General features: G+C 38.5%; 15 protein-coding genes. 8 read left to right on the plus strand and 7 right to left on the minus strand.

Annotated elements, in window-relative coordinates; translation table 11 throughout:
• Positions 1-9: 9 nt before the first annotated feature.
• The 7 genes from ftsZ to ND855_RS14895 form a co-directional block, all read right to left on the minus strand.
• Positions 10-1,200: a cell division protein FtsZ gene (gene ftsZ / locus ND855_RS14865; protein WP_265358988.1), complete on the minus strand. Its 1,191-nt coding sequence runs from the start codon at positions 1,198-1,200 to the stop codon at positions 10-12.
• 10 nt (positions 1,201-1,210) lie between these two features.
• On the minus strand, positions 1,211-2,449 hold the full coding sequence (ftsA, locus tag ND855_RS14870; protein WP_265358989.1) for a cell division protein FtsA: 1,239 nt from the start codon (positions 2,447-2,449) through the stop codon (positions 1,211-1,213).
• 1 nt (position 2,450) lies between these two features.
• Positions 2,451-3,182: a cell division protein FtsQ/DivIB gene (locus tag ND855_RS14875; RefSeq protein WP_265358990.1), complete on the minus strand. Its 732-nt coding sequence runs from the start codon at positions 3,180-3,182 to the stop codon at positions 2,451-2,453.
• Between the two features lie 112 nt (positions 3,183-3,294).
• Positions 3,295-3,660, minus strand: a complete 366-nt coding sequence (locus ND855_RS14880) for an LIC_10421 family protein (protein ID WP_100725439.1) — start codon at positions 3,658-3,660, stop codon at positions 3,295-3,297.
• 377 nt (positions 3,661-4,037) lie between these two features.
• Positions 4,038-5,744, minus strand: a complete 1,707-nt coding sequence (locus tag ND855_RS14885) for a caspase family protein (protein ID WP_265358991.1) — start codon at positions 5,742-5,744, stop codon at positions 4,038-4,040.
• 71 nt (positions 5,745-5,815) lie between these two features.
• On the minus strand, positions 5,816-7,081 hold the full coding sequence (locus ND855_RS14890) for a DUF1574 domain-containing protein (protein WP_265358992.1): 1,266 nt from the start codon (positions 7,079-7,081) through the stop codon (positions 5,816-5,818).
• Positions 7,071-8,627: an MBOAT family O-acyltransferase gene (locus ND855_RS14895; protein WP_265358993.1), complete on the minus strand. Its 1,557-nt coding sequence runs from the start codon at positions 8,625-8,627 to the stop codon at positions 7,071-7,073. The genes ND855_RS14890 and ND855_RS14895 overlap by 11 nt, the downstream gene beginning before the upstream one ends.
• A gap of 113 nt (positions 8,628-8,740) precedes the next feature.
• On the opposite strand from ND855_RS14895, the gene ND855_RS14900 reads away from it, so the two are divergent.
• From ND855_RS14900 to ND855_RS14935, 8 genes are all read left to right on the plus strand, one after another.
• Positions 8,741-10,594, plus strand: a complete 1,854-nt coding sequence (locus ND855_RS14900; RefSeq protein ID WP_265358994.1) for a RecQ family ATP-dependent DNA helicase — start codon at positions 8,741-8,743, stop codon at positions 10,592-10,594.
• Between the two features lie 120 nt (positions 10,595-10,714).
• Entirely contained in the window at positions 10,715-11,962 is a 1,248-nt protein-coding gene (locus ND855_RS14905) for an amidohydrolase family protein (RefSeq protein WP_265359417.1), read from the plus strand.
• Positions 11,952-14,036, plus strand: coding sequence for a sensor domain-containing protein (locus ND855_RS14910; protein ID WP_265358995.1), 2,085 nt, complete (start codon positions 11,952-11,954; stop codon positions 14,034-14,036). Before ND855_RS14905 ends, ND855_RS14910 begins: the two co-directional genes overlap by 11 nt.
• A gap of 42 nt (positions 14,037-14,078) precedes the next feature.
• A complete protein-coding gene (pheT, locus tag ND855_RS14915; protein ID WP_265358996.1) occupies positions 14,079-16,478 on the plus strand; it encodes a phenylalanine--tRNA ligase subunit beta in 2,400 nt (799 codons plus the stop codon).
• A gap of 47 nt (positions 16,479-16,525) precedes the next feature.
• A complete protein-coding gene (locus tag ND855_RS14920) occupies positions 16,526-18,487 on the plus strand; it encodes a 7TM diverse intracellular signaling domain-containing protein (protein WP_265358997.1) in 1,962 nt (653 codons plus the stop codon).
• A 9-nt stretch (positions 18,488-18,496) separates the two neighbouring features.
• The gene (locus ND855_RS14925) at positions 18,497-19,069 is read left to right on the plus strand and encodes a gamma carbonic anhydrase family protein (protein ID WP_265358998.1); all 573 of its coding nucleotides are present in this window, start codon (positions 18,497-18,499) and stop codon (positions 19,067-19,069) included.
• Between the two features lie 50 nt (positions 19,070-19,119).
• The gene (locus ND855_RS14930; protein ID WP_265358999.1) at positions 19,120-20,340 is read left to right on the plus strand and encodes an MFS transporter; all 1,221 of its coding nucleotides are present in this window, start codon (positions 19,120-19,122) and stop codon (positions 20,338-20,340) included.
• Positions 20,333-20,947, plus strand: coding sequence for a class I SAM-dependent methyltransferase (locus tag ND855_RS14935; RefSeq protein ID WP_265359000.1), 615 nt, complete (start codon positions 20,333-20,335; stop codon positions 20,945-20,947). Before ND855_RS14930 ends, ND855_RS14935 begins: the two co-directional genes overlap by 8 nt.
• The last annotated feature ends 15 nt before the right edge of the window (positions 20,948-20,962 follow it).

Consider the following 20,962-nt stretch of genomic DNA (forward strand, 5'->3'; position numbering starts at 1 on the left):
TATTATAGATTAATCGTTTTTCCTACGTAAAAAAGCAGGAATATCATAATCCTCTCCATAATTTTGAAATGGGGAGGATTGTTTTTGGGCTCCAAAACTTCGATTCCCTTGGCGAATCCCTCTCGGGACATCTGATTCTTTGGAAAATCCAGATTCTTTTTCATCGGATTTTTTGAGATATACCATAGGGGAAATCGACTCTTCAGACCCTACAACCTTTTGTTCTCTCTGGTATTGTTTTCCTTTTTTAGAAAAACCAGTCGCAATCACTGTCACTCGGATTTGGTCGGATAGGCTTTGGTCTTCATTGAGACCAATGATGATATTGGCATCGGGATCTGCTTGTGCAGTGATGATTTGAGAAACTTCATTCCATTCATGGATGGTGAGATCGTTTCCACCAGTTACGTTGATGAGAAGTGATTTAGCTCCTTGGATGCTAGAATCTTCTAACAAGGTATTGTTGATCGCTTGTTCCACCGCTTCAGAAACACGTGTTTCCCCACGCCCTTCCCCTACTCCCAAAATCGCATCACCCGTGTCTTTCATGATGGTTTTCACATCAGCAAAATCCACATTGATGATTCCTGGATGGTTGATGATATCACTGATACCACGAACACCATTTAACAAGATATCATCGATCACTCGAAAGGCCATGTCCACAGGGGTATTTTTATCGACTACTTGGAAAATAGAATCATTACGAATGGTGATAAGGGTATCTACATTCGCACGGAGTTGGTCAATCCCTTGTTTGGCAAGTTCTGCTCTTCGTTTCCCTTCAAATGAAAAAGGGACAGTCACAACACCAACCACTAAACATTTTAATTCTTTTGCAATGGCTGCAATGATCGGAGCAGCACCTGTTCCAGTTCCACCACCCATACCGGCAGTGACAAACACCATATCGGCACCTTTTAAAGCAGATACAATCCGTTCCTTATCTTCTAAGGCTGCTTTTTCTCCGAGTTCTGGATCACCACCAGCACCCATACCGCGGGTTACTTTATTCCCCAATTGGATTTTGACTTCAACGGGGGATTTGAGTAATACTTGTTCGTCGGTGTTCATCACAATGAAGTCAACACCTGTCATTTTGGAATGTACCATTCTTGTGACGGCATTCATTCCACCACCACCTACACCAATGACTTTGATAATTGCTGGGCTAGTTTTTTCTTCTTCTAGGTATAACATTCATTTTTCCTTAGAGATTATTCTCCATCCAACGACGAACCTTCTTCATCCATCCCTCTCCATCGGAAACGGAATGCATGTTTTTTTGTTCCAAGTTTTGTATTTTTGAACTGTATTTGATCAGGCCAACCGCAGTTGCATATTCAGGGCTTGCAATTCTTTCCACAAGGCCACTCATTCCTGCTGGTTTTGCACGTCCTACTGACAACCGAAATACTTCTTCTGCAGTGGATTCAATGCCTTGTAATAAAGAAGTGCCTCCTGTTAGGATCACTCCTCCCGCCAAACTTGACTTATACCCTGAACGTACCAGTTCATGATCGATCATTTCTAAAATTTCGCGAACCCTTGGTTCTAAAATTTCAACAAGTTCTTGGCGGAAAACAGAACGAGATGGTCTACCTGATATAGATGGAATTTCAAATTTTTCTGTTGGGTCCACCATATCAATTCTTGTATGGCCGTATCGTTTTTTGATGATTTCTGCTGTTTCTACAGTGGTCTTAAGCCCAATGGAAATATCACTTGTGATATGAAATCCACCAAACGGAACAACCGAGGAAAATGCGATTCCCCCATCCACATAAATGATGATATCACAAATGCCTGCGCCAATATCGACAACTGCTGTTCCTAAATCTTTTTCACCAGCTGTCAAAATCGCTTCTGAAGAGGCAAGGCTAGATAAAACTTTATCCATTTGCAAAAGCCCTGCTTGTTCCACACAACGATCAATATTATTGAGAGCTGTATTTCCACAGGATACAATATGAACCTCGGCTTCTAAACGAACACCTGTCATCCCTATTGGATCTTTGATATTCACTTGGTCATCTACTTTGAATTCTTTTGTGAGGACATGAATCACTTGTTGGTCATTGGGAACATGTACAGCTTGTGCTGCTTCCACGACACGCATAATATCCATCTCACTTACAATCCGTTCTCTGTTTGTAACAGCAATGATTCCTTTTTCATTAAATCCATGTACTGATTTTCCAGAAACATTCACTACGACTGATGTTATCTCTTGGCCAGCCATGAGTTCTGCATCACCAAACGCTTCTATGATGGATTTAGTTGTGGTTTCAATATTAACAATAGAACCGTTTTTGATCCCTGTAGAAGGATAAACGCCTGTTCCAATGATTTCAATTTCATGATCTCCTAATAGTCGTCCAATGACAACTTTGATAAGAGAAGATCCGAGATCCAAAGCAGTTATGATAGGTGCATCATCTTCAATCATATTAATGGTATACTGCGTCTTCTCCCCTCAAATCAATAGAGACTGCTTTGATGGATTCTGCTTCCATATAAGCAAGAGATGCATATAATTTACGAAATACGTTTAATTCTAATTTATCACCAATAAAAACTTTCATTGATTTAGGTGATTTTAAGTACATTGTATAATTACCGTCACGTTCAGCGACAAGTTCGGAAATTCGAGTGGAAAGAGCAGGGTAAAGAGATAGGGCATATCGCATTTCTTTGGTAATATCAAAAATCTGTCTGCCTTCTAGTTTTTGTTCACCTACAACGAATTTCCCACTAATGACAATTAAATGGGTATTTAAAACTTGGTCTTTGGATAAGATCTCCAAATTTTCATCCACTTCGTATAAAGAACTTCCTACATGTATGACAAATTCTGCGACTTTCTCCTCTATATGAACCAATAGAAATCCATCTGGATCTCTTGTGATTCGAACTTTTTTGATCCGAGGATGACGGGAGAGTTTTGTTTCCCAATCCTTCCAATCACTTATATTGGGTGACTCTGCATCCGTTCCTAAGTAAACCATAAGGTCCGATGGAGTTAGGTACTTTTGGCCTTCCCATTCCACACGAACAACTGGTTTGACTGGCCTACCCCATCGAAATACCAATCCGAGAGCCAAAAGCCCTGAGAAAACAAGGAGGATCGGAATCACACGCCCAAATCGTTTTTCTTTGATTTCTTGGGGGGTGTCAACCATATATTGATTATGTCACATAGTTAGATAGTTTGGAAAGCATTTATCAACAGGGCATAAAAAAAGGCCAGGCGAACCTGACCTTTCTCGCGAGACTCAATTGGAAATTGAGTGCTTAGTTGTGAGCTACCTGCATGGACTCTGCACGCATGTCCATAGAGACAGTTTGGTATTTTTTAGCTTCTTTTTCAAGAGCCTCAGCACGGCGAAGAAGTTCTTTCTTCTCGTTCATTTGGCTAAGAGCTTTACCACCTCGAGTTGATCCAGCTCTATCACGAAGAGCTTGAGCCAATTCTGTTTTTTCTTTCGCAACATTCGCAAGGTATTCTGAAACTGCAGATTTTTGCGCTGGAGTTGTTGCTTGTTCAATCATAGCAGACTCCAAAAGCTCCAATCTTTCGTTTGTGTCTAAAGCATGTAGATTTGCTGTTGCAAGTCCCATTGCTAAGATCCCTGTTGCGATTATTTTTGTTGTTTTCATGTGATCCTCTCTAGATCGGGAACCTCTTTTTCCGATTCCCTTTTTCTTTATGACTATACGATTCCAAAAATAAGGATTAATTTCAATCGCAAAAACTTGAAAAAAACCTCGATTTCACCCAAACCAGGGAAAAATCTTTCTTTTTGGATTAATATTAATCAAATTTAGATTAATATTAATCATTTTGAGTGATTTTGAACCTTTCTATGCCGTGTAAATATAAATTAGGTCCTTTCTTTGGGTCTCGGTGAATCAAAAAAACACCGGCAGATGGTTGGAAAACCTGGGCTCACAAAAAAAAAGACCTTCGTTTGAAGGCCTTCTCCCCAAGGAACTGGCAAAAAAGACAGTTCCTTTCTGTTCCGTATAGGTTTGGTTTAGTATTTGGTTTTGGTATAACTCAATTTTTTATTGAGGATGATCTCAACCGTTGTCACTTCCCCTGGTTTTACGACAATCTCAGAGTTTTCGAGTTTCATTTCTTCCATAAAACTAGCTCTGATTTCATATTTCCCTGGTTTTAGATTGGTAAACCAAAAGTATCCGTCCTTGTCTGTTGTGACCTTAAAGATTTGGTTCGTAGACACAACTGTTGGCATGTAGATTGGGTGTTTTTCAATCGGATTGTCCAACGTTTTGAAGAAAACTCTCCCTCGAATGGCACCAAACCCATCCATAGAACTCGTTGCATCCACAGTCACCGTTTGTTTCGGAATCACCGCAGTCGCTGTTTTGTAGATGGGGTAATTATCAGCACGGATTTCAATTTGGTGAACACCTGCTGGAAGGTTGTCTATCTTCACATTGTATATATCACCAGGGATGAGAGTTCCGTTTTTTGTGATCGAACCCCAAATCTTTGATTTCTCAGTTGTTACCTGTGCATTGTATTCTAGGTCATCGACTAACACTTTAATGGCACGCACTTTGCCTTCCGGAGTGGAAGATCTCAGTTTACCTTGTTTGTTCAGTAGGTCATAAGGAGACTTCGTTGCTGCTCCGCCATAGGACTTATCTTTGATGATGGATGTCCGGATGAGAATGTTTCCAGTGGAGACAGAAGGAGGAGCTGGTGGTTCCACTTCCGTGATCGGTGGGATGACCACAGTGGTTTCGTTTGCAGGTGTTGGTTCTGGCTCCGGTGTGACGGGAGTTGTGGTTTGGTTGTTGTTAGGTGTGGTTGTTTCCACAGGAGTGATCGGAACATTCACCACAACATTCGGTGGTTTTGGTGGAGGGGTTTGTGGTTGTGGTGCCCCAGAAAGAAAAATCCCTGCAGCATTCCCAGAAACTTGTGGGGTTTGTTCGTGGTTGAATTGACGAGCCATCCTCACGGTTTCTTCTTTTGCGACAAAAAATGCCTCTAACGCAGTGACCACACTGTCTTTGTTGAGATCTGCTTTTTCAAGAGCATTTCCAAAATTGTAAGTGAAGATACCATGGTTGATGGTTCCCCCTACTTCGATGGAAGTTTGGTCATCATCGGAAGAAGAAATGACGGCTTTGTCTTGGAAAAAATAATCTTCTGCATTTTGACGGACCACCCCGTCATTCCCTTGGGCAATGGGAATTTCTGCGGCACCACGAGTGTTTTTTCCTTTTTTGGCAATCCCTCCCGAATAACAACAATCCATCACAAGGACAGTTTTCGGGGATTTGATATCGGTTAAAAATTCATTGAGTTCTTCATCAGAAATATGCGGTCGATCGTAACAAATTAAGTAGTTACGCATTCCATTTTTGGCCTTCGCATCTTTCATGTACATCCCATGTCCAGAGAAATACAAAAATACAGAATCTTCTTTCCCAGCTACTTTTCCGATTTGGGTAATTGCATTTTTGACATTATCCCGAGTTACCATGGAACCTAACAGGACTTTGATATCCTTGAAGTTACCTTTTTTTTGGATTTTCTCTTTTAAAAAATTCGCATCGGCTTCACAGAGATTCAACTCAGGGATTTTGGCAGTGTTCCCTTTGTAGTTCGTTCCTATGAACAACGCATAACGGTTCTGCGCTAGTATCGGGGATCCGATGAGATAGGCAGATAGAATACAAACAAATATGTTTCGAAACGAAAACATGATTGGGTTTCCTCTTATCCGAATGGAGTGCCTCATTCTCCAATACTCGAAATCGGAAATCAATTGGATTTTTATTTAGAAGATAAAAAACGAAAGACCTGAGGGAGAACAAATTGGCGGAATTCTTCGTTTACCCGTTTTTCTCCCCGGCAATCGTAATGGATATTATCTACAAAACGCTCTGCGGGGTAGGAAGATTCGGGAAAGAAAAAGAGTTTTGTAGCTGGATGGTTTTGGAAAAAAATGATTAACTTGGAAAGTAGAGCCTTCGATTCAGGAGATTCTTGGCGTTCTTTGATCCACGGCAAGTATACCATTCCAAATTGAATGCCTTTTTCTTCCGTGTAACGGATCAAATCTTCCAAGACAACAAAATCTGGATTGGGATTAAAATCATTGTTTGGATTCTTTAATTCCGCATCCAATTCCTTTCGAATCATTTCTTTGGAAAATAAAACTAACTCTGGTTTCAATCGATTGGAAATATTATATTTCCCAAAATGACGATTGATTTGGTCTTCGATGGTCAAATTGTCTTCGAGTTGGGAAGAGGATGGTTTGCATAAACCCGCTTCTATGTTTTCGCAGGATTCACAAAAGATGGATTTTTCTTTGTACTGTTTGTCTACTTTCCAATTGGACCCGCTAAGTGCATTTCGAATGGCACCATGGAATCGGTAGGATTCGTATAAAAGTGGTGTGGCTTTTGATAAAATAAACAGTCGTTCTACACCAGAATATTGTTCTGCTAATTCGGCAAATGTAAACTGGTGGAGATATCTATGACCAAAAAACTCCCAAAGGATTTGGTTGGCATCTTCTTGTTTCCCACTATAACTAATCACATTGGATTTTGTTTGTGGTCTAAAAAAGTTTTTTTCTATTCCTTCGTTCCATCTCCGTTTCATAAAGTTTGAGATGGATTCATTTTCCTTCACAACTTTTGCATCAGGGTCATACAGCGGAGGACCATAACCTGTGGCATATAACTTGGGAGAGGCGGCAAACAAAACCATTTTTGGTTTTTTGTTTCCCTTCTTTAAGTATTTGTCCAAAAAGAATCGGTAATATTTCGGTCCCATCGCAGGCAAACTATGGTTGTAAACTGAATATTCTGTTTTATCGTCTTTTCCATATCCGGCAAGTGCCATGGATCTAGAATCACCTAACACGATGATATCGGCATCACCTTTTCCAGATTCGACAAAGTTTTTCTTTAGGTTTACAAAAAAAATCTCTGGTTGTTCTAAATAATGAATTCCCGTCACACGTATGGTGATTTCTAAAACCAAAAAGAATAAAAGAGTAAGACCTATGCCTAAAAATTTAGAACGCAAAGTAAATTACCTCTTTTCCAAATACTCCCCTTGTGAGGATGAGAAATGCCATAAACGATAATACAAACGCTTGGATGAGTGGGTGTGTTAAAAAAATCCAATACCTTTCTTTTTTGAAATATGTGATACCATCTAAGATGAGGAGTGGAATGAAAATTTTGAAGTATTCTTCCCAAAGCCCAAACATGTTTTTCACATTATTATTTGGAGAAAGGTCCCAAGTCCATACACTTACGAATTTTTGAAGGTACACAAACATCATATTGGCATCATACGATCGAAATGCGACTGCACTAAATGCAACAAGTGAGAATACCAACACACGGCTAAACGTACCCGTGAGGATTTGTGAAAGTTTAGAGGAAAAAGATATTGAAGATTCGTTTGTTTGATCTCCTAAATCTTCTTTCTTTTTGGAAAAGGCAACAAGGTAAATCATGGTATAAACACCTTGTAAACAACCCCAAGTGATGAATGTCCAATTGGCTCCATGCCAAAGCCCAGACAAAAAGAAGATGATACATAAATTTCGGTATTGGGCAAACTTTCCGTACTTGCTACCACCGAGTGAAATATAAATATAATCACGAAACCACCGATTCAGTGTTACATGCCAACGATTCCAAAACTCTGTAGGTGTTTTAGAAAATTCAGGAGTTTCGAAATTCACAGTGAGGGTCACACCGAGTAATCTTGAGATTCCGAGGGCAATAAAGGAATATCCAGCGAAGTCACAATAAATTTGGGTTAAAAACAAAAATCCACCAGCAAACACTTGTGAGCCGTCCATTGCTTGGATGATTTCTGGATTTTGGGTATAAAACGATTTACCTGCAAAAAATACCTGATCCACATATGTAGCCAAATTATCTGCTACATACACTTTCATAAAGTAACCAAGTAAAATATCGTACAAACCTTTTTGGACACCATCCATAGTAGGAAACTTAGGTGCTTTGAGTTGGGGCAGTAAGTCTTGTGCCCTTTCAATGGGACCTGCCACGAGTTGTGGGAAAAAATTCACAAAGAGTGCAAAATCAAAAAAATCACGTTCAGCTTTGATTTGTTGTCTATACACATCAATCGTATACGACATCGTTTGGAAGGTGTAAAAACTAATCCCCACGGGAAGCACAATGTTTTTGAGTAAGTATGTACTTGAGTCTGTGGCAACACTCCCACCAAGCCAAATGGCAATTTGGTTCCATGAATCAACAAGATTCACCGCAAAAAAATCATAGTACTTCATGGTAAAAAGAAGGCCCAGATTGGCAAAAATCGAAACTGCTAAGTAAATCCTCCGAACCATTTGGTTTTGGGAGGATTCAATGGACCTTGCTGCTACATAATCAATGATGGTGCTGAGTAAAATGAGGGTGAGAAAAAACCATTCCCACCATCCGTAAAAAAAATATGAGGCAAAGAGTAACCAAAGGTTTTGTGCGCGGTATGCCCACTTCTGTTTTTTGGCAAACCAACCAAAACATAAAAAGACCGAATACACGATGAGAAAGAATAATAAAAAGACAAAAGTGTTAAAAAGCATCGGTCTTCGTTACAATTTCTAGGTTAGCTGTTTCTGTAAAATTCAAAAATGAGGCAAAAAGGGAGAATCTTATCGTTGACCCGTTCCTATTTCCCAAAAATCTAAGAGTTACTTTGGATCTATTTTCGGAACTCAAAACCAAATTCGGTTTTTCAGAATTTCGCCCAGGCCAAAGGGAAGCCATTCAATCGGTTTTAGACGGTCAGGACACACTTGCCATTTTACCAACTGGTGCTGGAAAGTCTCTCATTTACCAATTACCTGCCGCGATCCAAAAAGATAAACTAACGCTTGTTATATCCCCGCTCATCGCACTGATGAAAGACCAAATGGAAAGTTTACTTGCAAAAGGAATTCCAGCAGCCTTCTGTAATTCCACCCAAGACGAAGTGGAACAAATGACCATTCTTGCAAAAGCAGTCAGAGGGGAACTTCGTGTTTTACTCGTATCCCCCGAACGAGCACTCTCTAATGGATTTTTACGAATTTTTCGTGAGATGAAATTATTTTCTTTGGTAGTGGATGAAGCACATTGTGTTTCCCAATGGGGACATGACTTTCGACCCGAATACCGCCAAATTCATGTTTTACGAGAAAGGCATCCCAATCCTAATTTTCCCATTTTAGCCCTTACGGCGACTGCAACAGAAAAAGTACAAACAGATGTCCAATCATCTCTTGGGATGCGTTCACCTAACGTTGTTTTATCTACCTTTTTTCGCCCCAATCTAAAATTCAGTGTGGAATACCCAAACCAAGAACGAGACAAAGCTGACCGACTGATGGAACTTCTAGAACCTTGGAAAGATGGAAGGAAATTCCCTGGTCGTGCCATTGTGTACTGTGCAACTCGTAAAAAAACAGACGAAGTGTATGATTTGTTAAAAGACTTCGGATTCTCAGTTGGAAAGTACCATGCAGGTAGAACCGATGGGATCCGTGAACGAACACAAAATGCCTATTCTTCTGGTAAAGTTCCCATCTTAGTTGCTACAAATGCATTTGGGATGGGTATGGACCAACCTGACGTACGTTTGGTGATTCACTACCAAGTTCCTGCCTCACTCGAAGCCTATTACCAAGAAGCAGGTCGTGCTGGCCGCGACAACTTACCATCGGAATGTGTATTGTTTTACAAAGCAGGTGATGTAGCCACCCAAGTCTTTATGTTGTCTAAGGAGACAAACTTCAAAGGCGGAGACACTTTACTCAAATATATCAAAGAATATGCAAACAATGAAATTTGTAGGCAAGTCCAACTTTGTTCTTATTTTGGAGAAACAATTTCTCCTTGTGGAAAATGTGACATCTGTACGGAAACAGGTGTTAGCATCAATCGGAGTAAATTTTTAGAATCTGAAAAAGTCAAAATTCAGAAAAAAAATGAAAAAAGAGAACACCCACTCTCAGAATGGGAAGAAGAAACCATTCTAAATTTTTTGAAAGAACACCCAGCAGTTTTTGGAAAAAACATCATTGCGAAAACTTTAGTGGGGAAACGAACAAAAGATGTATTACGTTACAGAATGGAACGAAATCCTTTCCATGGAAAATTGGAAGGAATTCCAGAAGAAGCAGTTGTTGCAAAACTAGAATCCTGGGTGGAAGAAAAAAAGGTTTTGGTTGCTGGTGCCAAATACCCAAAATTATACCTGTCAAATTTTTCCAAAACGAAAGTCAAACAAGCATCATCTAACTCTGATGAGACGAATGGGAAACAAACAAAACTAAAAAAGGTTCCGACATTACATTCTCAAATCTTAAGAGAACTGATGAATTACCGTGATCGTAAAGCAAGGCAACTCAAATGGAAAAAGTTTATGGTCTTTCAAAATCCTGTACTCAAACGGATTGCGGAACGAAAACCAAAAAACCTTTCAGAACTGGAAGCCACAAAAGGTGTTGGGCCTGCCAAGGTAGAACGATTTGGAAATGACATCATCGAAATTTTATCCAAGTGGGACTAATCCAATCCATTTCTCATTTACAAATCAACAATTGTCGAGTTGAGATATTCTTCCATGAAAGGGACTGTAAATTCCCTTGAAACTTTCCTTCCCTCTTAGAATCTGCTGAATCAAAGGGTCATTATGGAAAAAATCGCAGGAAAAGTCGTCACCCACGAAAGAGAATTTTTGGGTACGATCGAATTTGATGTCACAACTGGACTCATCACGAATGTTAAAGAAGGTTTGGATCCGAACGCTCGCCAGTTTTCTGATGAATGTGTGATATTTCCTGGATTTGGTGACATTCACATTCACGCAAGAGAAGATGTGAGTGGAAAACATACTTACAAAGAAGATTTTTTATCGGCAAGTGCTGCCGCCATTAACGGTGGAGTGATCCATGTGGCTGATATGCCAAACAATCCAGTTCCACCCATTGATGATGAAACTTATACCGCCAAACAAGCGCTCACCAAAAAAGCTCCAATCCACATTACATTGTATGCTGGCATAGGTCCTCATACAAAACCACTCACAAACAAAGTTCCTTATAAGGTGTTTATGGGTCCTTCCATAGGAGAACTTTTTTTCCATGACAATCCATCCCTTGAAGAAGTGATCAAACATTACCATGGACAGGATGTGAGTTTCCATTGTGAAGACCCAGAAATCCTCATCGCTAACCAAGACAAACCCACTCATGAAACAAGAAGGCCAAAAGAAGCAGAAACAATCGCAACTGATTTTGCTTTGTATTTGATCGAGAAATACAACCTAAAAGGAAAACTTTGCCATTATTCGACAAAAGACGGTCTTTCTAAGATCGTTGCAGCAAAAAAACGAGGAGTGAATGTTACCTGTGAAGTGACTCCAACTCATTTGATGTTCGATACGGAGATGTTAACAGAAACAAATCACAAATGGTTCCAAATGAACCCTCCACTCCGAGGCCGCGAAGATAGAGAAGCGATGGTGAAAGGGATTCTTGATGGGCATATTGATTATTTAGCGACCGATCATGCACCTCACTCCATTGAAGAAAAACAAAAAGGAACAAGCGGAATTTCACAATTGGATACATATGGACTTTTTGTCACATATATGATATCGAAATTAAACATTCCGATGACTTTAATAGCAAAAATCTGCTCCAAAAATCCTGGGGAGTTTGTGGCACCTTATTTACCAAAACATTTTGGAAAGGGTGTTGGTATTATTAACGAAGGTTATGCGGCGAATTTTTCTATCTTAAATTTAAAAAAACCAGTTGAATTTAAAAAATCTATGATTAAAAGTAAGTCCGGATGGTCACCATTTGAAGGATTCCAATTTCCTGGATCCATCGAAGCGGTATATTATTTAGGCAAAGAAATACATGCGAAATGAGCCTTTAGGCAGTAAAATTCTCTCTGGTCTCACTGTTAAATCTCTACTGACCGAATATCCCAATAGTTTCCAAGTATTGGATTGGGAAGGTAATTTTGTCTCTGTTACAGATCGTTTTGCCAGATTTTTAGAATTTGAACCTAAAGAAATTGTTGGAAAATCAATCCTTCATTTCACACAAGAAGACGACAAAGAAAATACTGAGAATACTTTCGTAAGTTTGGGCAAAAATCCGAATATTGTAAATTTCGAAAATCGCCTTGTGACCAAATCCAAGGAAGAAGTTTGGATCATTTGGTTACTCATTCCTTTGCGTGAGTCCAAAATCATTTTGGGTTTTGATCGAGATGTAACGATCCAAAAAGATATTTCCTTTGAATTTTTACTCCAACAACAAAAGTATAAGTCAATCTTTGACAACTTACCTATGGGCATAGCCATCACAGATGAAAAAGGTAAAATTGTTGAAACTAATAAAACAGCACGAACCTATTTTGACATCCAAGATGGGGAACTTCTCAATCGTACTCTCAACATTCGAAAGTACACTCTCATCCAACCAAACGGCACAAAAATTTACCCAAGAAAATCAAGTTTGATGCGAGCATTACGACACAAAGAAGTGATTCGTAATTTGGAAATCGGGATGATCAAAGAAGATAAAATCACTTGGTTTGATATTTTAGCAACACCAATCCCCATTGAAAACTTTGGACTTGCAGTTGCCTTTCTTGACATCACCCAAAGAAGGCATGCCGAAGAAAAAATTGCCTATATGGCATTTTTTGACCAACTCACAAATCTTCCCAATCGTAACTCTCTTATTGATAAACTATTTCCAATTTTCGAAGAAGCAAGACGGCATGGTAATTTGGTTGGGATCCTTGCAATTGATCTGGACAATTTTAAAATCATCAATGATTCTCGAGGACACGACTTTGGGGACAAAATCATCAAACTTGTCGCTTATCGGATTCGTGAAAGTATACGTGTGTATGATCTCATCAGTAGACAAGGTGGAGATGAATTTAATGTTGTATTACCTGATTTATCAAATGAACGTGATGCGGCCGTTATTTCGGAAGCCATTTTAGATGCAATGACCCATCCCTTTGTGATCGATGGGGAAAGGATTTTTGTAAATATTTCGATTGGGATCGCCTTATACCCAACAGACGGAAAAGATTCAAATACACTTCTTAAAAATGCAGACAGTGCATTAAACTTGGCAAAATCGCAAGGGAAAAACTGTTATGTGTTTTTTACTGAAGAACTGCAAACAGTTGTGGCTGAACGTTTGGAAATCGAAAACCGAATGAGGATTGCCATCATCGAAAATCAATTTACTTTGATGTACCAACCCAAAATTGATTTGTACACAAAAAAAACTGTGGGTGTAGAAGCACTCATTCGTTGGCGCCATCCAGAACGAGGACTCATCTCACCGAATGTATTCATTCCCATTTCTGAAGAAACAGGGATGATCCTTGCGATTGGTGAATGGGTGATTAAGTCTGCCATCAAAACCATGCGTGTTTGGAAAGATGCAGGGATTAAAGATATTTCTATGGCTGTGAATATTTCCACCAAACAATTCAAACACGAAAGACTGATTTCCACAATCGCCGAAAATCTCAAATTATTCAAAGTAGACCCACATGATTTAGAAGTCGAACTCACAGAAAGTTCGGTAATGGAGAATGCGGATGCTGCCGTTCGTACGATGCAGGAAATCCGAAAACTTGGGGCAAAAATTGCAATTGATGATTTTGGAACAGGTTATAGTAGTTTGGGTTACTTAAAAAAACTTCCCATTTCCTCTTTAAAAATCGATCGTTCCTTTGTATCCGAAATCACAACAGACAAAGACTCCAAAACCATCATCCATGCTGTTTCCAATTTAGCACATAACCTTGGTTTGAGCGTCGTAGCAGAAGGTGCTGAAACGGAAGAACAGGTGCAAATACTCGCCGAAAGTGGAGTGGACCAAATCCAAGGATTTTATTTTGCAAGGCCAATGACTTCGGAAGATTGCCTGCATTTTCTGAAAACAGAACTTGGAATTTCGGATTGACCCGTTCGCTTTCCCACTGTTTTTAACAAATAAGGATTTCTCTTGAAACTTTCAGTTGATTGGTTAAACGAATTTACCCCGCTCTCCCAGATTCCTTTCGATTCGGTTCTGGAAAAAATTAATACGTCGATTTGTGAAATTGATGATGTGGAAGATTTCAAATCCCACCTAACATCTGTGATCACTGTCAAAATCAAATCACTTGAAAAACACCCCAATGCAGAGAAATTACAAACGACCATCGCTACGGATGGATCAAAAGACTACCAAATTGTCACTGCTGCCACAAATGTAAACGTGGGTGATATTGTTCCATTAGCTCTCCCTGGCACCAAATTGGATGGCAAAGAAATTTTGGATTCGGAACTACGTGGAGTTCGTTCCCAAGGAATGTATTGTTCCGAAAAAGAATTGGGAATGGCATTAGAATCTTCAGGTGTTCTTATTTTTCCAAAGGACACAACTCTGGGTATCTCGGTTCGTAAATATTTTTTATGGGAAGATACAATTCTAACAATCGATAATAAATCCATTACACATAGACCTGATTTATGGAGTCATTTTGGTTTTGCAAGAGAACTCGCAAGCCAACTCCAAATCCCTCTGAATTCCTTTCCATTACAAGCAGATACAAAATGGGAATCAGGGAACGAAGGACTAACAGTAGAAACATCCGTACATGCACATGCATATTACGTGACTTCTATCCAAAATGTAAACATCACAACATCCATTCCCAAAATCAAATCACGACTTGAAAAATGTGGGATTCGTTCCATTAATAATGTAGTAGATGTTTCCAACTATCTTTTGTTAGAACTTGGACAACCTACTCATTTTTTTGATCGATCCAAGCTACAATCAACTTCCTTTACAGTATCCAAATCAAAAGATGGAGATAGTTTAGCTCTCCTAGATGATACTTCTCCAACATTACCAAGTAATATCCTTCTCATTCAAAATGGTTCTACACCAGTAGCTTTAGCGGGAGTGATGGGCGGAAAAGATTCAGCAGTCACAGATGGTACAAAAAACATAGTGATGGAATCTGCTATCTTCAAAAGGGAGGATGTTCGTTTTACCATACGAAAAACCAATATCCGCACTGAATCAGCAGTACGTTATGAAAAAGGTTTGGATTCTTATACTTGTTTACCGGTCATCAAAAGAGCGGTTCAATTATTAAAAGAAAACGGCAATCCGAATGTAAAAGTTTTCACGCCACAGGGTTTTAATCATACCGAATCCAAAACGGTTACTATTGAAACAAATTTACAATTTCTCCGCCATAAATTAGGAAAAAAGATCACTTTACCCGAAGCCACCGACATCTTACAACGATTAGGTTTTGGAGTCACAACAAAAGAAGAATCACTTTCCGTTGTTGTACCTAAATACAGACAAAACTACGATGTAACAATTCCAGAAGACCTTGTTGAGGAAATTGGAAGGACAATTGGTTATGCTTCCATCCGAACAGAAGCTCTATACATGGCAGTGGAAACTCCGATTCGTAATCCACTCCGCGAGTTAGAACGTAGAGTCAAAAATTTCTTAGCTTTGGAAATTGGTTTTAATGAAGTGTACAATTATTCTTTTGCTTCTCCAACAGATGCAAAACTAGAATCAAATTTAGAATCCACTTCACTCAAAATTGCAAATGAAATGCCAGAGGAACATTCGATTCTCCGAAACAGTTTGTACCCAGGTCTCATCAAACAAGCAAAGTTAAACCAAGATCGATTTGAATCAGTCAACCTGTTTGAATTGGGGAGAACTTACCACAAACAAGGCAATGGTCCTGAGTTAGCAGATGAGAAACGTTGGATCTCCATTCTTTCCTTATCCAAACACAAACCAACTGACCTTGTTTCCATTGAACAAGAATTCTTAAAAATTAGAGAAACAATTACCGAACTCTTTTTATTCTTAAATTTACCAAATTTAGTTTGGAAAAAAGAAACACGAAGCCATTTCCACCCTAATGCAAGTTTAGTAGTACATTACGATGGAAAAGAAGTTGTCGAACTTGGAATCCTTCATACTCGATTTGCTGATGTGTACGATATAAAACGTAGGGTCATTTTGTCCAAAATCAACATGGAAGTGTTAGCTGAAATTTGGGAAACACATGGAAGGAATTCTCATTTCAATCCACCATCCCATTTTCCACAAGGCCAATTGGATCTTTCACTTCTCATGAATGAATCGGATCCAACAGAATCTTTTGCAAATTTGGTAAAAACATTACAAATTCCTGAATTAGAATCAGTATATGTCCAAACGATTTTCCAAGGTGATTCGGTGGGAGAAGGCAAAAAATCGGTAACATATCGTTTTCGGCTTATGTCCTATGATAAAACCTTTACCCAAGAACGTTTTAAGGAACTTTCAGACAGTTTGGTGTCCACGGCAAAAAACAACGGTTATACCTTACGATAAATTTGCTTTGACAATTCCCAATTTTTATTGGGAAATCGTTCGAGTTTATGCGATTCATCTATTTGATTATTCTTTCGGGAACTTTGTTTTCCTGTTCCCGATGGGAGATCCAAAAGTCCATCAGTGATGAAAGTTTTACTCCCCAAAAGATTGATTATGCCATCCAATCGGGAAATGAAACCAACCAACAAAAACTCAGATGGACTCCTATTTTCAAAAACACCTTAAGTTTAGGTTTCCAATCAGAACATGTATATCTAAAAATAAAAGCTACAAATCTAACGTCTGTTAATAAACTGATTCTAGATTTAGGAAACCCACATTTGGACTTTATCCGAGTGTATGAAGAAGGAAATCCCGAGCCCATCAAAGAAGGTGGAGATTTTATAGCACATTCGCATTGGGATGCATTTTCTAAATCCATTGCTTTTGAACTCAGTTGGCCAGCTGGCGAAACCAAAACACTCATTTTAGAAACCAAATCATCATCAAACATCAGTTATCTCATTCGATTTTATTCCAAAGAAACGTTTTATCTAAAAGAAAATTTAGAAAATACAATTCTAGGTTTTTTTTACGGCACCATCTTTATCATGGTGATTTATAATTTATTCATTTATTTCATCTTAAAAGAAAAAGCTTACATCACCTATTCCATTTCTATTTTTTGTAATTTATTGTTACAAATGTACCTGAATGGAATTTTAAATCAAATTTTCACTTTAGACCATCCAGAAATTCATAACAGAATTGGTAGTATCATTGTGACTTGTTCTGCGATCACTGGTTGGACATTTGCCCAACAAACATTGAATTTACGTGATTTTAATCCTTGGTCCAATCGCCTTATCCAAGTCTTAAAATTCAGTGTATTGTTTTATATTTTAATTCCTTATGCCTATTTACCAATTGAGATCGCAGTTCGGATTGGAAATTTTATCGCACAATTATTTGTAGTATCTGTGTTAGTTGTTGCATTAGTGAATTACAGCACAGGAAACAAACAAGCTAGATTGTTTTTGTTTGGTTGGAGTACCTTACTCTTTGGAATATTGATGTACACTCTGATGCAAAATGGAGTCCTTCCTGCCAATGTCTTCACCATTTATGGAAATCAAATTGGTTCCACCTTAGAAGCTGGTATTTTATCTCTTGCTCTCGCGAATAAAATCAATGAGTTAAAAGAAGAAAAGGCAAATACACAAGCAGAAGCACTTGTCACTTTAGAAGAAAAGGTGAGAGAACGGACCAAAACCTTAGACGAATCATTGAGCCTCATCAAAAAGGATTTAAACGTCGCCAAAAAAATCCAAAAGACATTATTCTCTGATATCAAAACCAGTGATCCAAGAATCCATTTTCATTCGTATTACCAATCTATGTCCGAAGTGGGAGGTGATTTTTATGACCTTACCCAAGTGAAAGCTGACTACTATCGAATCTTTGTTGCAGATGCAACTGGGCACGGAATCCAAGCAGCACTCATCACAATGGCAATCAAAGCGGAATATGAATCACTCAAAATGATTTATGATCATCCCGATGATTTGATTTTTCATATGAACCAAATTTTCATCAATAAATATAGCAATATCCAAACAATTTTTACATGTTCTGTCTGTGACATTGACTTAAAAAATAAACAGTTATTTTATGCATCTGCAGGACATCCAGACCAAATCCACCAAAGAATTTATGATATCAAACTTTTACCTCGAACTGGTAAGATCATTGGCCTTATGGACCATACCCAATACAGACTCATCGAACACCAAATTGAAGAAGGTGATCGGATCTTTTTATTCACGGACGGAATCTTCGAACAATTTAATGAAGAAAAAGAACTCTTCGGTGAAGATAGACTCTATGAAATTTTAAAAGAAAACTTAAAACTAAGCTTAGATCATACGATGGCAAAAGTGTTAAGCGAACTCTCTTTGTTCACTGATGGACAAGCAAAACAAGACGACATTACATTTATCGGTTGCGAAATTCAAAGTCTAGGTTGACTTTGATCCATGTCCTACAATCAAATTCCTAATTTTACAAAACCATTCATCCATCCAAACGCCACAGCATTTGGAATGGTAGAATATGGTACTTCTGTTTCGATTTGGCCCGGTGCTGTTGTACGTGCAGACATGAACAAAATCAAACTTGGAGATTATGTGAATATCCAAGATAATTCCACACTACATACTGATTCAACAAGTCCTATCTCTATCGGCGAATGGACATTAGTTGGACATAATGTTATGATTCATGGATGCAAAATAGGAAGAGCTGTACTAGTTGGAATTGGGTCCATCGTATTGGATAATGCAGAAATAGGAGATGGATCTCAAATCGCGGCAGGATGTATGATCCGTGGAGGGAAAAAAATTCCACCACGTTCACTTGTTGTGCCAGATGGTTCAGACATTAAAATATTCCCAGGAAAAGCAAAACCAGAATTAACAATAGCAGGTTGTATCGAGTATGCACATCTTTCCGTACGTTTTGCACAAAATGTCTTTGTACCATTCCAAAAGGAAGAAGAAGTACATTTTGTATCACAAGCCAAAGAAATTCTGACAAAACTTGGAATCTAATCTAGGATCAAATTTATTTTACAGTCTAAGGTTTAGAAAATTAAAGATACATGAATTCCTTTTTAAATAAAATCAAAGTCCTTGGTATCTTTTCCATTACCCAAACTGTATTCCAAATTGGGACAGTGATGATTATGGCAGTTTCTGCACTTGCTGGGCAAACCATAAGTCCATCTCCAGAATCCGCCTCACTTCCCGTTTCGTTTGTAATCCTTGGAACCTTGATTGGTTTAGTCCCAGCGTCAAGGTATATGAAATGGCAAGGAAGTAAATATGGACTTCTTCTTGGTACGATCATTGGAATCTTTGGAGCTATACTTGCTACGTATGCAATTTGGGAAAAAAGTTTTATATTATTTTCCATAGCACACTTGTTATTTGGACTTCACCAATCGTTTATCCAATACCTTCGTTTTGTTGCAATGGAATCTGTGCCAACCCATGATAGGGCGAGTGCATTATCTTGGATTTTAATCGCCGGAATCCCCGCTGCTTTCCTTGGGCCACTTGCTGGATTACATGGGAAAGAACTCTTTCCCACATCCTTATTTTTGGGATGTTATTTAATCCTAATTGTTTCCCTTTCCCTACAATTTTTATTAATTACCTTCCTACCTTCACCGAATAAACGTTACACTACAACAAACGAATCGGAACACCTAGAGAGTAAAAGAGAAAAAGTAAGACCATTCTCCTATCATGTAAAAAATTTAGGATTATGGGTTTCCATTCTCTCTACTTCTTTTGGATTTGGACTTATGGCAATGCTTATGACAGCTTTGCCAGTTGCGATGAAATCACATGGTCATGAAATGCATGCATCCACAATAGTATTACAATGGCATGTTTTAGGAATGTACATCCCTTCCTTTTTCTCTGGATTTTTAGTTCGTAAAATGACAGCACCCTACTTGATCTTGTTAGGTGTTGCAGTCATGGGACTGGAGTCAGTTTCTGCGATCCAAGGAACCGAATTTTTACCATTTGCAGTAGCACTGATCTTACTTGGTATTGGTTGGAATTTTATGTATGTGGGTGGGACAAACTTACTTGTGGAACAATACCATCCAGCGGAAAAAAACACAATCCAAGCTATTAACGATACAATCGTATATTCTATTGCTATCTTTTCCACATATAGTGCAGGTTTTTTGGAACATAAAATAGGATGGTTGTCTCTCAATCTAGTGAGTATACCATTCTTAGTGTTTGTATCCATCGTAACATTGTATTACATCCAAACCAAAAGAAGAACAATACACCATGAATAATCAAAAACATTGGGAAACAATTTACACTGAAAAACAACCAAATGAAGTGAGTTGGACTCAGGAGATTCCAAAGCTCTCCTTACAGTTGATTAATCATACAAATTTACCAACTTCAACAAAAATCATTGATGTCGGTGGTGGAGAATCCAATTTAGTGGATCGTCTTTTAGAGCTTGGTTACCAAAATCTATCTGTTTTAGACATTAGCCAAAACGCATTAAATCGAAGCAAACAGAGATTAGGTGAAATTGGCAAAAATATTGAGTGGATTGTGATAGACATCACTCAATTCCAATCCAGTATCAAATACGATCTTTGGCATGACAGAGCTGTCTTTCATTTTTTAACAGATCCAGAATCCATTTTAGCTTACAAAAATAATTTATTAAAAGCTCTAAACAAAGATGGTGAACTCATCATAGGAACCTTTAGCAACGATGGCCCAAAAAAATGTAGTGGGCTTGAAATCAAACAATACACCGAAGAAACATTAGCCGAAACCTTTTCCCCTGAATTTGAGCCCATTGAATTCCAAAGAGAAAACCACCATACACCTTTTGGCACAGTCCAAAATTTTGTTTTTGGTCGGTTTAAAAAGAAAATTTAGCTTAAAATATGTGAG

Source organism: Leptospira paudalimensis (assembly GCF_026151345.1).
GTDB classification, from domain to species: Bacteria; Spirochaetota; Leptospiria; order Leptospirales; family Leptospiraceae; genus Leptospira_A; species Leptospira_A paudalimensis.

Bases quoted from the DNA above. Each gene is read 5' to 3' on its own strand.
- ftsZ (WP_265358988.1), bottom strand. From the start codon at position 1,200: ATGTTATACCTAGAAGAAGAAAAAACTAGCCCAGCAATTATCAAAGTC.
- ftsA (WP_265358989.1), bottom strand. From the start codon at position 2,449: ATGATTGAAGATGATGCACCTATCATAACTGCTTTGGATCTCGGATCT.
- ND855_RS14875 (WP_265358990.1), bottom strand. From the start codon at position 3,182: ATGGTTGACACCCCCCAAGAAATCAAAGAAAAACGATTTGGGCGTGTG.
- ND855_RS14880 (WP_100725439.1), bottom strand. From the start codon at position 3,660: ATGAAAACAACAAAAATAATCGCAACAGGGATCTTAGCAATGGGACTT.
- ND855_RS14885 (WP_265358991.1), bottom strand. From the start codon at position 5,744: ATGTTTTCGTTTCGAAACATATTTGTTTGTATTCTATCTGCCTATCTC.
- ND855_RS14895 (WP_265358993.1), bottom strand. From the start codon at position 8,627: ATGCTTTTTAACACTTTTGTCTTTTTATTATTCTTTCTCATCGTGTAT.
- ND855_RS14910 (WP_265358995.1), top strand. From the start codon at position 11,952: ATGCGAAATGAGCCTTTAGGCAGTAAAATTCTCTCTGGTCTCACTGTT.
- ND855_RS14920 (WP_265358997.1), top strand. From the start codon at position 16,526: ATGCGATTCATCTATTTGATTATTCTTTCGGGAACTTTGTTTTCCTGT.
- ND855_RS14925 (WP_265358998.1), top strand. From the start codon at position 18,497: ATGTCCTACAATCAAATTCCTAATTTTACAAAACCATTCATCCATCCA.
- ND855_RS14930 (WP_265358999.1), top strand. From the start codon at position 19,120: ATGAATTCCTTTTTAAATAAAATCAAAGTCCTTGGTATCTTTTCCATT.
- ND855_RS14935 (WP_265359000.1), top strand. From the start codon at position 20,333: ATGAATAATCAAAAACATTGGGAAACAATTTACACTGAAAAACAACCA.